Annotated in this window: 10 protein-coding genes; 4 read left to right on the top strand and 6 right to left on the bottom strand. The window is 55.8% G+C overall.

The features are described 5' to 3' along the window. The 3 genes from RE6C_RS28860 to nrdR all read right to left on the bottom strand — a co-directional run. Positions 1-4340 (bottom strand): outer membrane protein assembly factor BamB family protein (locus RE6C_RS28860; protein WP_236618601.1); only part of this gene is annotated, 4340 nt, incomplete at its 3' end. A 205-nt stretch (positions 4341-4545) separates the two neighbouring features. Continuing rightward, positions 4546-5748 (bottom strand): FtsX-like permease family protein, encoded by a 1203-nt coding sequence (locus tag RE6C_RS28855; RefSeq protein ID WP_008662511.1) that lies wholly within the window; start codon positions 5746-5748, stop codon positions 4546-4548. Then, the gene (gene nrdR, locus RE6C_RS28850; protein WP_008662509.1) at positions 5748-6218 is read right to left on the bottom strand and encodes a transcriptional regulator NrdR; all 471 of its coding nucleotides are present in this window, start codon (positions 6216-6218) and stop codon (positions 5748-5750) included. The genes RE6C_RS28855 and nrdR overlap by 1 nt, the downstream gene beginning before the upstream one ends. Positions 6219-6544: 326 nt before the next feature. Between nrdR and RE6C_RS28845 the strand changes: the two genes are divergently transcribed. Next, on the top strand, positions 6545-7213 hold the full coding sequence (locus RE6C_RS28845) for a PH domain-containing protein (protein ID WP_008662507.1): 669 nt from the start codon (positions 6545-6547) through the stop codon (positions 7211-7213). A 2-nt stretch (positions 7214-7215) separates the two neighbouring features. Then, positions 7216-7605: a DUF4339 domain-containing protein gene (locus RE6C_RS28840; RefSeq protein ID WP_008662506.1), complete on the top strand. Its 390-nt coding sequence runs from the start codon at positions 7216-7218 to the stop codon at positions 7603-7605. Positions 7606-7718: 113 nt separating this feature from the next. Here RE6C_RS28840 and RE6C_RS28835 read toward each other — a convergent pair whose 3' ends face one another. The 3 genes from RE6C_RS28835 to RE6C_RS28825 form a co-directional block, all read right to left on the bottom strand. Continuing rightward, complete coding sequence (locus RE6C_RS28835; RefSeq protein ID WP_008662505.1) at positions 7719-8957, bottom strand: hypothetical protein; 1239 nt, start codon at positions 8955-8957, stop codon at positions 7719-7721. Positions 8958-9036: 79 nt separating this feature from the next. After that, the gene (locus RE6C_RS28830; protein WP_008662503.1) at positions 9037-10812 is read right to left on the bottom strand and encodes a hypothetical protein; all 1776 of its coding nucleotides are present in this window, start codon (positions 10810-10812) and stop codon (positions 9037-9039) included. A 328-nt stretch (positions 10813-11140) separates the two neighbouring features. Then, positions 11141-11968, bottom strand: coding sequence for an RNA methyltransferase (locus tag RE6C_RS28825; protein WP_008662501.1), 828 nt, complete (start codon positions 11966-11968; stop codon positions 11141-11143). On the opposite strand from RE6C_RS28825, the gene RE6C_RS28820 reads away from it, so the two are divergent. Then, positions 11967-13229: a hypothetical protein gene (locus RE6C_RS28820; protein ID WP_039963798.1), complete on the top strand. Its 1263-nt coding sequence runs from the start codon at positions 11967-11969 to the stop codon at positions 13227-13229. The genes RE6C_RS28825 and RE6C_RS28820 overlap by 2 nt on opposite strands. After that, positions 13226-15328: an ATP-dependent DNA helicase gene (locus tag RE6C_RS28815; protein WP_008662497.1), complete on the top strand. Its 2103-nt coding sequence runs from the start codon at positions 13226-13228 to the stop codon at positions 15326-15328. Before RE6C_RS28820 ends, RE6C_RS28815 begins: the two co-directional genes overlap by 4 nt.

Here is a 15328-nt window from a genome sequence, read left to right as displayed (position 1 = left end):
ACAGACACCGAACGCAACGACGCAAGGTCGCGACTCGGTTTACGATGCCGTGGCAGAACCACCATTTGATCTTGAAGGGACATCACGGAAACGCCGTACAAACCCTTCCGAGCCGGCACCATCACGTCAGAAATTTCGCGTCCCGACAATAAGTCCCAAATCGTTGTTCGTCCGGTGTGATCCAGTAACGTGAAGTAGCGTCCGTCGGTCATCTCGGCATAGGCCGAGGCCTCGTTGACGTTTTGACTATCCGCAACCCGAAACAGCACGGTTTCTCCCGAGTTCATGTCGATGAGCTCAACCAGTTGAGGATCGTGCATCTCTTTGGCAGCCTCATAGCTCGCTCTCAACTCTTCGCTCGCATCGGATGGTGCGTCGGCTTCTCGATTCACCCGAGTCACAGTCAGCACGTGCGATCCAAGTGACGAGATCACCGATCCAATCGATCGTTTTTGGATTCCTAACAATCCGCCGTCGTGAATGTCATAGCTTTCAATTTGATTCTGCGACTTGCTGACAACCAACACTCGACCTTCGGCATGAACGACCGCGTTCCCAACGGCTTCAGTCGGTGTTCGCCAACGTTCTTCGCCGGAAACTGCATCCAGACAAATCAGTTCGGTGCCTTGCAACAAGAACAATCGATCGCCCAAAACGGGCCCAAGAATCAACTGTGCCTCGCCATTGTCGGCGGTCGCTGAGACCATCATGTTTCGATAGATCTGATTGCCGAATGGTGTCGCGGCGCTTCGACGCTTGGCAACCGGTTGGCCGTCAGTGCCGAGAGTTCGCCTCCATCGAATGGCTTCTTCACCGTTCGCTCCCAATGTTCGGAACAAATCAATTGCAATCAGTTCCGATTGAGTCAACAACAGCAGCAATCCACCGCTGTAGGTCAACTCGTTGCCGAGTGATCGCATTCCCGAAAAACCTTCGAGGGGAATCGAGCGATGAATGCCGTACGGGTTGATCAATGCCAACGAGTTCATGTTGTCACTCATCGCATTCCATCCACGAAGCTGGTGTCCCATCAAATGAGTCGACTTCGCGTAGCGTCGATCGTTCATCATCATGCCCCGGGACCGAGGCATTCTCATCGACTGCCATTCCAAGTTGACTTCGCGAGGCCATTGTTCGCCCATGTCATAGTCACGCCCTCGGATCGGATTGGCTTGCAGAGCGTCTTCAATGAATGTGTCCGCTCCGACGGGCTCGGTGTCGCCCAAACGTTGAGCGAGCAGATCCCCAACGACCAATCGATCGAGGTTCCATGCTTCTTTGCTATACAGCTTCGCGAGCATCAACAAACGATCGTTGCTCAATGACTGCAACGCGTCATCGGTCGTCATCGTATCGGCCCAAATCAGACGCTCGGCCATTAAACCGTCTTCTATCAGCAACGCACGGGCGGCCATGTCCCGGCGCAAACCATTAGTCGCCGCCACGACGGGTGAAAAATGTTGGAGCGTCCGCATCAGCGCCGTTCCGTCCATGTTCCCACGTGCTGAAACCACTGACTCGACTTTACCGGTCATGTCAGCCAACTCATCTTCCGAAGCGGTGGACACCAACTGTGCCACGCGAGCACTGATCCAATCGTCAACGGTGAACTGTCGCGCCGCGTTAGGAAAGACCGCGTCCATGTCACGATTGAGCGTCGGATGTCGCAGGACCAGTTCCGACAAATCTAGCAGCAACTCCAACGCCTTGGGATGATCAATTGCATCGGCCGATTGATCGACGGCGCCTTTGATTTGCAGAACCAACAACTCGGCCCGCTGTTCTGGTTGGTCAATCAGTTTCATCAAAGCGTCCAAATCAACGCTGGAATCGCTCGGGTCTTGGCGGAGGCTGCCGAGCATCGCTTCCACCGACAACATGATCACTTCATCGTTGTCGGGATCTAATTCGCGAGCCTTTCGAAGCAACTCGAGTGCCCGAGGTCGCTGTTCCTGCTCGATCAGCAATTCCGCTTTTCGAACGAGAGCAAAGAAGTTTTCGGGATCCTTCTGTAGCAAGGCATCCACGCGTGGTTGCAAAGAACGCTCGCCATAGGCAACCGCCACCATCGTCGCGGATTGCGAGATCAATTCGCCGTCGATCGCAATCAAGTTCCCCAAAGGAAAACGCACCGTTCGTCGCTGCAAAACCTCTCCATTTTTCAGCGAGATTTCAATCAGCTCATCGGTTGTCGTGGGCAGGTAGTAGCGATCCGTTCCAAATACCCCGCGGCCCGAGATCCTTTGGCCGGGTCGAACCAAAGTTGGTGGCGTGGACCAAACTTCCGATCCATCATTCAACGAACACGCTGACACTTCATCGGCACCAACGACGAAGAACAAGTCATCTTGAACACCGGCAACGTAAGCCAATCGAATGCGGTTTTTCGGAGTGAAGCGATTGCGTCCAGACAAGACATCGAGAACTTGCAATCGATCGCATTCGATCGGAGTCAGCACCACCGAAGTGCCCTTTGCGATCGCCAACGAGTGCGTCCAACGACGACTGAGCTGATTCGCCGACACGCGAGTGTTAGGACGGTAGATGCTATGAACAAACTCTTGGCTTCGCGGGATTTGGTTACCCCAACGAATCGTTCGGTCAACCAGATTGATTGCGACAGTGGCACCGGCTCCGGTCGGACAGATCAACAACCCATCGTGATAGGTTGGCATGGCTCCGGCAACGCGGCGAACCGGATCAGAACCGATCCCACCGGACTCCACCGCAACCAAGACTTGTTGCCATTGGACGGAGCCGTCGGCCGGATCCAAGCACAACAGAACGACTTCACCAGCAATCTCGGCGATCACATAGAGATCACCGCGAAACGGAAGTGGCGGCCCCAGGAAAAAGGCTTCGGACAATTCCGACGGAATGGATTCCGATTTGCCGACTCGCCAAAGAATCTTGCCCTGTGTTTCCAGGTCCAATGCCACCAACGTGTTCGCCAACGACGACATCCCGCGGCTCGCAAAGGGACTGAACCGCTCGATCTCAATCTTGCCCAGATCGTCGACCATGAAGACTCGGCGGCCATCGCTCGATATTTGGCCAAACGGAACATCGTTCCAAACACGCTGAACGAGGATATCAACCGGGTCTTCTTCCTCTTCCATCGGGTCCGTCAGGTCGGGCGACAAAGCGGTCTCGGAAGTACTGAACCACGGGTATTGCCAGACACGTTTTCCGGTTCGGAAATCGACCCCCAGCAATCGCTGAGTTGTTCGCATCAACAACTGATCGCCCACCTGCAACGGAGTCCAAGAGGGCGGTGGCAATTGCCCGGTGGCTTTGAGCTGCTGTGTCTTCTCCTGAATCATTCGTTCCTGGCGTGGGCTGGCGGACGACTCCACCATCCAACGCGGGTTGCTCAGTGGCATTTGACCGGAGCCCGAACCGTTGCGATCCACGCTGCCACCCAGCAAGGGATAGTTCTCGGCCAACGATTCCGCGGTGACCAAGTCGGATTCGCTCTGCGTTCGAATGAATTCTTTCCAAGCGACTTCGTCGGCTTCGCCCTTTGGGAACATCGACGTGAATGATTCGGGATACTTTCGCGGCGAGGGAATCATGCGGTCCGACCGAGCACACGCGATGGCATGCAAGATCACCACGGACTCACCCACTTGATCAACGATGCGTTGCTCGTCGACCAAATCATCCAGTAGCAACGAACACGCCAGCGGATTGCCAAGCGTCCACTCACGGACCGCCAACAAAACCGAAGCCTTGTATCCCGCTTCGGTATGGAACGTTTCGCGTCGCACGCGTTCGACGGTTTTCCAGTCGCGTTTTGGGCCGGCTTCTTCCAGCAGTTTGGCCGCCAACGGCCCGTAGCGAAGCTGATAGATTTCCAAACCTTCTTTTGGAAGCTCACCGATCAGATCACGGACATGTTCCAACAAGCTAGCTGGCAACCGACTTTGCAGCCGTGCCAACGCCTCCGCTTGTTCCGTCTCGTCCTCGATCGGCTGCCCATTGCGATCCAACATGCCGCGTTGATCACTGAGCGGTCGTTCACGCTGATCTTGATCTTCATCATCAGCCCCGGTGATCGGATAGTAATAGTCCTGCATCGTTTCGGAGGAAGGGTTGTCACCAGATCGAAGCAACAGGTTCCCCAAACGCACGACCGCGTCGCTGTAGCGTTTCTCATTGATCGCTTCCTCAGCGTCGCGAATGATTTGCCGCATGCTTCGCGGTGGGGGCAGAAACTCCGCATCACCCATCTGCATCCGCGAATCGAACAACCCTTGGGCTTGAGCGTTTTTCGATGGAAGCGACATCGCGAAAAACATTGCGGCAACGATCACGGCCGCGATTGTCAATCGAGTCATCCAGGAGACCTTGGCATCGAAACGAAGATTAGTGTGGAAATTCACTACTCAGACCAATTGAAAACAAGCTATCGAACAAACGCACGTCGCCCGCGAGGGACACGAAATCGCGACCTCATTGTATCGCCCCACGATCCTCACAAACCAGTGTGATCTTCCGCCGAACTGGGGCTGGCGGAATTGGCCGACCGAATCTTTCGCCGCATCAGAAAAGGCTGGCCGGATCCGCCCGAACCAGCTTCCGCAGGGCCAATAATCCGCTGATCAGGCACATGAGCGTCGTCAGAATCAACACGGACCCGGCGCGAGCGACCGTCAGTGCCATCGGTAAACCGGTCAATGATTCGAGCATTCGAAACAGCAGCAAAGCGATCAGGACGGCGGGAATGAATCCCAGAACCGACAAATACACCGATTGTCGAACCACCAACCCGACGAAAAATCGATTGGGGTATCCCATCGCCTTCAGCGTGGCGTACTCCGACATCGCGTCCTGCAAATTGGTGAACAGGATTTGGTAGCAAATGATGATTCCAACCGCGAATCCCATCAGAGTGCCGATCAGAAAGATCATTCCAACCGGCGTTTGTTCACTCCAAAACGTCTGCTCTCGATCGCGAATTTGCTGCCGCGTCAGGACTTGCCACTGACCGGCGGCCATTGCCGTCAAACGCTCCGCCGCTTCTTCCGGCGAGGCGCCGTCCTGCAAACGAATCAAACCCAGGTCTACTGTTTCGAGTGGCTTGCCGTAGCCGCGCCGGGGAAAATAGTTTGCAAACGATGACTCGGCGATCAGCAACGACCCTTCGTTGGCAAAGTCGGTTCCCAAGGTGAATGAACCCACCAGTTCGATCGATTGGTTCGACAACTCGATTCGCTGATCCGCTGGATTCCCCGAATCGTCGAACTGAAACCCGTATTCAGATCGGGTTTTGCGATCGACCAGCGCCGTATCTCTTTGCCGCAAGGCATCGCGACTCTCGTTCAGCCCAGCGATATTCAACCAGGGTCGTGATGTATCGCTCGAACCCGGGGAATAAAGACTAGCGTCGGGGACCGAAATCACCCGAATCGGTCGCGATGGACTGCCTTCGACTCGCACGCGTGCCATCGTTCGCTCGATCAACAACGCTTGCACGTCCGTCACCGCCGGATCCGCTTTGACTCGGCGAAGCAAGGAACGCGGGAACCTTTCGTCGACCGGCAACATGTAGCGAGCGGGACTGATTGCGACCAACTCGCAATCGACCACTTCGATCAGTCGCACGGGACTGTCCAGCAACGCGTTGCGAAAACCGTTTTGAGTGAACATCAGCACGGCGGCAAACCCCACTCCCGCAGCAGCCACGCACAATCGCGCGGGATTGCCGATCAGATTTTTCCAGGCAAGTGGGGTGCGTGGACTCATCAGCGATCCTCTGTTTCAGCGTCACGCTGAAGGTTGGAAACGATCTGCAAGAAATCCTTCGCGTCGTCAAAGTCTCGGTAAACGCTCGCAAATCGAATGTAAGCGACTTCGTCCAGCGTCGCGAGTTTCCGCAACACGACTTCGCCGATCGTTGCAGTGGGAATTTCCATGTCAAATTCCGCGTAAATCGCTTCTTCGATTTTTTGGACGGTCTTTTCGATCTCGTCGCTGGTGACAGCACGTTTCGAACACGCTCGCTCGATCCCACGCTTGATTTTTTCGCGATCAAACGGCTCACGGGTTTCGTCGCTTTTGACCACTCGAACGTTCAACGCATCGATTTGCTCCAGCGTGGTAAAACGACGCTGACACGTTTGGCACAGCCGCTTTCGACGAACCACGTACCCAGCCTCGGCCGTCCGCGAATCTTGGACTTTGTCGTTATCGGAATGACAGAACGGGCAACGCATTTGCAGTCAAATTCAATGTAGAAAATTCACCCGATTTTCAAACACTCTGCCCCGGTGCACTGGGCAAGCATGATTCACGAGTCTTTCAAAGGTGTGCTATGATCGTCCAGAACGTCTTCGGATGCGAGGTGTCTGGTCTGACATTCACTGACCGAGCCATCACGGTGTCGCGCCCCAGAACGCGGTGATTTCGGCCAAGTAGGACAACGGTTTCGGCTCAGAACATTTGTTTGGTTCTGCGACGACTTGCCAGCACTGGCACGATTTTTGGATTGAAACCGCTCGTGAACCAACCCTCGAATTGAATCAACAGGAACGACTCAACGATGACTGACCCGGCCAACCCAACAGACGAAAACGCAACCCCCGCCACTCCCGCTCAAACGGAGTCGGTTCCCGATCCGCTTTCCTCGGCGGCATCGTCCACCCCGGCTCCTGAGTCCGGTCAAGCGGCGAGCACTCCTAAAGAAAGGTTCATGGACGAAATCACGAAGAAGCGATCACTGGATGATCACGAAGAAGAAGAGACACTTTGGGAAGGTGGCTACAGCCCCAAAGCGATGATTGGTTCTTGGATCGGATTGGCCATCCTGAGCGTTGTCATTTTGGTCGCGGCCGGATTCATCGAGCAACTCACATTCGGCATCGCTTTGATCGTGATCGCAGTTCTTTGGATCATGGTGGGATTGAACTACGCCGCTAAACGGCTGGGTGTGCAGTACGAACTGACCAGCCAACGATTCATTCACAAGACCGGAATCCTGACTCGCCGCACCGATCGAATTGAAGTGATCGACATCAGCGATGTAAGCTACGAACAGGGCCCGATCCAGCGAATGTTCAACGTCGGTTCAATCTCCATCATCAGCACCGACAAGAGCGATCCCGAGCTGGAGTTGGTTGGGATCAACAACGTCGGTGAAGTGGCCGGTTTGATCGATGACATTCGACGTGCCGAACGACGACGGCGCAGCATCCATATCGAGCAAAATTAAGCATGTCCGTTTGGTTTGTTCAGAAAGGCGATGAACAACTCGGTCCGTACAAGCCCGCCGAATTGTTGGCATTGGTGCGAGACGGATCGGTCGTCGCGGAAACCAGGATTCGTAAAGACGATTCCAACTGGTTCTCGGCATCAGAGGTCGGCGGATTGTTTGAAGCCGCACGACGACCATCGATTGAACATTACTGCCCCCAGTGCAATGTTCGCGTGAGCCAACCGCCCACGATCTGCCCCGAGTGCGGCAAAGACTTGGACCGCACCAAGACCCGCATCATCGAACACAGCATCGGACAATCCAAACGCTCGTCCGACACGCCATCAGCCGGCCCCAGTGACTCCGCCAAACGTTGGCTTCAGAAGAAGATCCGACGAGACAAAAAATAATGCCACCGATGAGATCCGTTTGCGGTCTCGTCGATGGCATTGAATTGTCGTTTTGTGCGGACTATTCATGACCGCTTTCTTTCAAAAGCGATCATTCATGTCGCTCGACCGGATCAGAACTTCAGTTCGGCACCGAAGGTCAGGCCGATGAAGAACACATCGTCGTCGGCGATCAACGAGCGGCCGAAGGTTGGCGTGACGGTAGCCGAGCTGATTTGCTCTTCGGATGTGGCCACTCCAGTCAGGTACCAAGCTTCAAAGCCTCCGCGGACGGCCATCAGCTCTCCGACTTGATAGCGGACACCGGTTCCGAATTCGAACATGCCGCTCAGCTCAGTCGATTCTTCTGCGCCATTTGCGAGGATGTCGGTTTCGTTGCGAACCAACACGCTCGATTCGGCGATGTTGAGGAATCCACCCGCACGAGCTCGAACGTAGCTCGACGAGAATCGTCCGATTGGGTTGTAGATATCCGCTCCGACCTGCAAACCAATCATGCGGTTGGCAGCGTTGTTACGAAGCAGGCCAGTGTTGGCACCGTTAACGGTTGAGTAGTTGAAGTCTTCTTCAAAGTCGATGTAGCGTCCACCGATCAACAACTTCGCCACGTCCCAGGCCATCATCGTTCGGTTCATCTCAACCGACCAGAACCGGGATTCATAAATTTGACGTTGAGCGTCGGCTTCATCGGCTGCGTCGAAACCGAACGTCCCAAGTGTGCCTGGTTGCAGTGGATCTTCGATCAACAGTGTCGACAGACCATCGACCGCTGCGACTGACACATCCGATTCCCAGTCCAAGACTCCGGTGAAGCCCACTTCGAAACCGTTGACGCAGTCAGGAACGACGCCAACGGTGATTCGTGGAGCCCATTCGAAATCCAAATCGTCGAGAGCAAAGTCGCGAGCAACGGTGAAGTTGTCGATGCCTTCGCGACGCATGAACAACGCTTCGACGCTGGCATAGCGATAAGGGTCGCATGTGGGACATGCCATTCCGCCGCCGAATCCAGCCGAACCACAAGCTCCACCGCACTGCGTTCCGCAACTGCCACACGATTGAGTTTGGCCGAGGCCATGATGCCCAACCTGAGCGACTTCGTTGCCAAAGGAGGACGACGAAGCGTTCATGGCCGATTGCATCGCACCGAGATCCCAGCCACCGGCTGCAGGATCAGAGGCTTGCACGACACGAAACGCTTGGCCATCGTGCATCATCGTGTTGCTAGATGATGGGCCGCCGAATTGCTGAGCATGCGTGTTAGCGTTGCCCAAACCCGACCAAGCCAAACCAACCGCGGCAAGGGTGCCGAACATTCGTGCGGCGAATCGTGGAAACCAGTTGTTGTTCATAATTGAACCTCAGGACGAACAAAGCGGCACGGTGACCGACGGTGGCTGGGTAGTGGTAGGTTGACGAACGTGACAGGGACTAACGAAGGATCAGTTGATCTTCAACTGGCACCAAGTAAGTCTTTCGAATCAAACGAACGATTTCTTTCGCGTCGCGGGAATCATCGCATTCACCTTGAACGATGATGCGATCACCTTGACGCGAGATTTGCACCGACGCGGTGCGATATTTTTGTTCGATCAGCTCCATCAAAGAGCTCTCTTGTTGGCTCTCGCCACCACGAACGTTGCTGGGTGATGCGATATGCAGTTCGTAAATTTCACGAACAGATTCTGCGTCGCCGGCCATTTTCTGCTGCACCAACACGCGAGTCTTGCCAGGGCGAACCCCGATCAATCGCAAGTGACGCGAGGTGCTGCCGATGACTCGAGCAATCGAATCGTCTTCGACTCGAACCGCTTCAATGACGCCGTCCACTGTCAGCGAAGTGACATCGTTTGCGTTGCATTGAATGGTGTCTTCGATTGGCAATGACCGTTCCGAGGTGTTAACCGGTGTCGGACGCTGAAACTCACCGCGATGACTTGCCAGCGCGGCGGGAACGATCCGTGCGGCACTGACTCGAGATCCGTTGGAAGCCGATGCGGCTCGCTTAGCGACCGCAACCATCGGTGGTGCTTCGACAGCAACCGCGGCACGATGCCGAACAGGAGCGTTCTGCATGCGTTCGGAATCAACCCGTTCCAACTGCGTTGGCGAGTCAATCTTCACTGGCAAATGACGCTGTTGTTGAACGATCATTTCCGACGGCGTTTTGATTTGCACCGGCTTTGGCAGCCGCGGCAAAGTCGATTCAACCGTGGGTTCTTCCACTGGCGGAGCGATCTTGGTCGGCACTGCGATCTTCATCGGCTCAGGCATCGAGACCGATTCATCAGCGACGACGCTCTCGCTCGTTTCATCTGAATCAGAGAAACTCAGCGAAATCGAATCGCCTTCGTCACTCAACGAATCCGTCGCGTCATTGAGCGAAAACTCAATCGGTTCTGACTCTTCAGCGGTTACAGCAACCGGTTCTTCGACGGCTGCAACGTCGACGACTTCCGCTTCGGCTGGCTGTGGTGCGACTGGCTCTTGCACGGCAGGTGCGAGAACCATGGCTTCTTCAGCGACAACACTTTGCTCGATGACGGGCGTTGGCTGGCTAGCAATCTTGGGTTGCTGCCACTGCACATCTGTTTGGTCGGCGTCGTAATCCGTTGAGATGGATTGATTCGCTTGGACATCGGTCGAGACCTGAGCAGGTGTCAACTCGACGATGCCGCTTGATTCAGCTCGATCGTAATCCGGCTGAGCGTGTGGATTGATTCTCGGCACAGGAGTCCGGGCTGGCTCCACGACCAACGGTGTCTGCTGCGTCGCGGGAGCACCGATCGGAAGCAAACCAACCGCGGTGCCAATCGACTTCAGCTTGATCTCCGACATCGTTTGCTCAGAAGTCTGGCGAATCGGATACAACACCGTTGTTCCGCCCGACACAGCATCGCCCTGAGTTTGAATCAGGTTCACATTGCTCGCGGCAGTCTTGCCAGCGGCGGTCGATGAAACCGCGGCTTGGGAAGCAGGTTGTTCCACGAACGGGTTGTTCTGAACCGTACCGGACACCAATCGAATGGGTGGCAATTTCGCGGCTGCCGCTTCGTCCGCCAACGCCGTGTTTCCGGCAACTTGGCTCGCGGCAATGCAACCACCCCAAACAAAAGCTTGGGTCAACCAACGAGCCAGCCTTTCGCGTTTGCGGCAGCTGCTCAATCGATTCGAGCCCGTCGGGTTCATTGTCTTGCCAATCAGCATGGCGGATCCTTACGCTCACGATCTTTTAGGATCATGTACCCCCCCGGCACATTTTCCGCGTCGATGGCCAAGTGAAATTATCCACCGGACCTCCGAACACCCTCTGTATCGTCGTCGGGTGGTTCCGGCATTAACGATTTTGCCAGATCGAACGTTTGGTTCTGCTGGATCGGTCTTGACATAGATACAGCTTGGACCAGCCAGGCCCACTCCGTTGAGCGGAAACGCTCAGCCACCAGCGAGGCGATATGCGTTCAGCACGCGCACATATCAGCCACAACGGTGTTTCACGAACGGCATCACTCAGCCACCTTGCTCGGCAGGTTCGTTAGCCGTTGCTTCGTTGTCGAACCGCTTCGAAAGCCACAATTGCGGCGCTGACGGACACGTTCAAGCTGTCGACGTGACCAGCCATCGGCAACGCGACCGGATCGATGGAGTCACCCGCCCAGCGGTCCGCCAATCCATCCGCTTCGCTGCCCAACACCACCGCCACCTTTCCTCGCAAATCCGAATCGAAAAGAGGTCGCGAGCCTTCCACGCGCATCGCTGCCACGCGGTAGCCATGTGTTTTCAGGAACGCCTCGATCTGCAGTTCGCTCCCCGACGCCGATGGAACGGTGAACACGGCTCCCAACGATCCTCGAATCGCGTTGGGATTGAATCGATCCGACGGACAATCCGACAACAAGACCGCCGAAACGCCCGCCGCATCCGCCGAACGAAACACAGCACCCAAATTGCCGGGTTTCTCAACTCGGTCGAGTACCAAGATCAGCCCGTCGTTCCAGGACGAACGACCCAATAGCTGCTCCAGCGAATCGTCCGGAGCCACAAACTCTGCCACACATCGATCCGTCGAAGCCGTGTACGCAATCTTGCGAAACACTTCGGCGGTGACCCAGCGATGCACACCGGCATCGATCGCGTACTGCCTCGCAACGGCCTGCTCGGGCATGTCCGGCGGGCCGGAGGTTTCCGATGATTTCGGCTCGATCTCGTAGAACGCCGTCAGCTTCAACCCGGCCTCGATCGCCCGCAGCGATTCACGCGGACCATCGACCAAAACGACTCCCGCGGCACGTCGTTTTCGAGAACGGCGCAGCGAGACGATTCGGCGGACGGCGGCATTTTGAAGGCTTCGTATGGTTTCCATGGGGCAACACTTTTGCACATTCGCTTCGATGGGAGAACCAACCCGAGTCTGCTATCTTCTAACGTTTGCCAAACAGCTTCTCTGCTACCAACCCCTGAACGCTCGAATGTCCGAAAATGTGTTGTGCCAACCCGTTTCCGGACGCCAGGACCAAAAGGCATTTCTCGATCTCGAAAAACGCCTCTACCGCGACGATCCCAACTGGGTGCCGCCTCTGTGGAGCGAACGGGTCAAATTGGTCGGATTCAAGCACCACCCATTTTACGATGACGCGGAAGGCCAAACCTTCCTCGTGCGACGTGGCGATCGAGTCGTCGGCCGGGTTTTGGCGGTCGTCAATCACGCCCACAATCGCTATCACGAAGAAACCCGTGGGTTCTTTGGCTTCTTTGAATGCGAGGACGATGAAGAGGCCGCCATCGAACTTCTCAAAACTGCGGGTGACTGGTTGAAAGAACGCGGGATGACCGGTGTTCGCGGCCCGGTTCACCCCAGCCTGAACTACGAGGTCGGGTTGCTGGTCGATGGCTTCGACACGCCGCCGACTTTTCTAATTCCATACAACCACCCGTATTACGAACGCCTGATTCAGGCTGCCGGATTTGAGAAGTCGCAAGATCTCTACAGTTACGAAGCTTCGATCGACATCCTTGAAACGCTCGACCCGAAACTATTGTTTGTCATCGAGGAATCAACTCGGCGTTTCAATGCCGTGTGCCGCTCGATCGATCCGAAGAACTTCAACGCAGACGTCCGCGTATTCCTAGACATCTACAACCAATCCTTGCAGCGAACTTGGGGCTACGTCCCGATGAGCGAAGCGGAAGTCGACGATCAAAGCAAAGGGCTAAAGAACCTGCTGCTTCCTAAACTCACCAGCATCGCCGAGATCGATGGCAAACCCGTCGGTGCCGGATTTGGTCTGCTCGACTACAACCCCTTGATCAAAAAGATCAACGGCAAGCTCTTCCCATTCGGTTGGCTGAAACTCTTGATGGGACGGAAGAAACTCAAGCGTCTCCGTTTGGTCAGCGCCAATGTGTTGCCCGAATACCAAAAGTGGGGCCTTGGCTTGGTCACGCTCTACAAGATCTTGCCCGAAGCGATCAAATTTGGAATCGAGATGGGTGAGTTCTCTTGGGTACTCGAGAGCAACCAACTTTCGCGAGGTACGATCGAGCGAGGTGGTGCGACCCGAAGCAAAACCCACCGCATTTACGATCGATCGCTGACACCGGATTCAGAACAGGCTTCCACGTGAGCGAACCACTCTCGATCGATTCGATTCTGGGTCCCGGCGGCAGCATCAGCCGTCGACTACCCCGCTACGAACCCCGCGAACAGCAATTGGAGATGGCTCGTTCGGTCTCCTCGGCGTTGACCGACCGCGAACACTTGGTCGTCGAAGCGGGCACGGGTACCGGAAAAAGTTTCGCGTATCTGGCGGCCGCGATCCTTCACGCGACGTCGGATCAAACCGAACCCGGAACCAAAAAGCCAAAGCGTTCGACGGACGACGCCGACGACCGAATCGGCCCGGCCAGTGATCGAGACAAAGACCCCGATCGCCCCAAACGCGTCCTGATCTCGACGCACACGATCAGTCTGCAAGAACAACTGATTGGCAAAGACATCCCGCTGCTCAACAGTGTGATCCCGCGAGAGTTTTCCGCGGTGTTGGTGAAAGGTCGCAACAACTACTTGTCTCTGCGACGAATGGGACGAGCGGTTGAGAAATCGGTGTCGTTGATGGCCAACGATTTCCAAATGCAACAGCTTCGCGAAATTCGCAAGTGGTCCGACAACACTCCCGACGGTTCACTCTCGACATTGCCGATCAAACCCGACGGACAAGTCTGGGACGAGGTCCGCAGTGACACGGGCAATTGCCTTCGCAACAAATGCCCGAACTTCAAGGACTGCTTTTACTTCCAAGCCCGACGCCGTGCCCAAAACGCACAACTGTTGATCGTCAATCACGCGATGCTGTTCACCGACATCGCGATGCGACGGCAGGGCGTTTCGCTGCTGCCCGACTACGACGCGATTATCCTCGACGAATGCCACACCATCGAATCCGTCGCCGGCGATCACCTCGGCATTCGATTGACCAGCGGCCAATTTGATTACCTGTTCGATCGTCTCTACAACGACCGCCAGCAAAAGGGTTTGCTCGTCGCTCACGAGCTGGAAGCCTTGCAAAAAATGGTCGACCGATGCCGATTCGCGGCCAGCGAAATGTTTGCCGGTGTGCTGGATTGGATGCAAGAATCACGTTCACGCAACGGTCGCGTGCATCACCCCGAAGTCGTGCCCAATCCGCTCAGCGAACCGATGGAGATCCTCGCTCGACGGCTGCGAGCTCATGCGGACGGACAAGACAACGACTCCGATCGGCAAGACTTCCAGTCTGCCCACGATCGACTTCTCGCCTTGGCCGGCGGCTTGCGTGAATGGCTCGACCAATCGCTCAAACAAGAATCGGTCTATTGGGTTGAGACCTCCGGCAGCCGTCGCGGGATGGACCGAGTCTCCCTGTCCGCTTCACCAATCGACATCGGCCAAACGCTTCGCGAAGAAGTGTTTCAGAACGAAGAAATTGGCTCCGTCATCATGACCAGTGCCACGCTCGCGACTGGCGAACAGGACAAGTTCAAATTCTTCCGCAGTCGTGTGGGTCTGACGACTGGCCGCTCGCTCCAAGTCGGCAGCCCGTTCGACTACGAGAAACAGGCCAAACTGATCATCGTCCGTGGACTGCCCGATCCCTCCGCGAAACGAGACGAATTCGAAGCGGCACTTCCGCAACAAATCAAACGATTCGTTGGCCACACCGATGGCCACGCGTTTGTGCTCTTCACGAGTTACTCGTTGCTTCGCAAATGCGCCGAAGCGATCACGCCGTGGTGCATCGAACGCGACCTGCACTTGTACAGCCAAGCGGGCGATCAAAACCGAACGCAACTGCTCGATTCCTTTCGCAAAGATCCACGTGGTGTGCTGCTTGGCACCGACAGTTTTTGGCAGGGAGTCGACGTTCCTGGCGACGCTCTCACCAACGTCGTGATCACGAAGCTGCCGTTCTCTGTTCCCGACCATCCACTACTCGAAGCACGACTCGAAACCATCCGTGCTCGCGGCGGTCACCCATTCCCCGACTACCAATTGCCCGAAGCCGTGATCAAATTCCGGCAAGGCTTTGGGCGTCTGATCCGCACCCGCGATGATTCGGGGATGGTCGTGGTTCTGGACCCTCGAATTCGATCCAAACCTTACGGCCGACTTTTCCTCAGCGCGCTTCCACCACTGCCATGCCACGACGTCGGCACAGTCCCGCGTCAAAAAACAAAGAAGCAGTGA

This window comes from Rhodopirellula europaea 6C (assembly GCF_000338295.1).
GTDB classification, from domain to species: Bacteria; Planctomycetota; Planctomycetia; order Pirellulales; family Pirellulaceae; genus Rhodopirellula; species Rhodopirellula europaea.
This window is presented reverse-complemented; position numbering and strand designations above follow the sequence as displayed.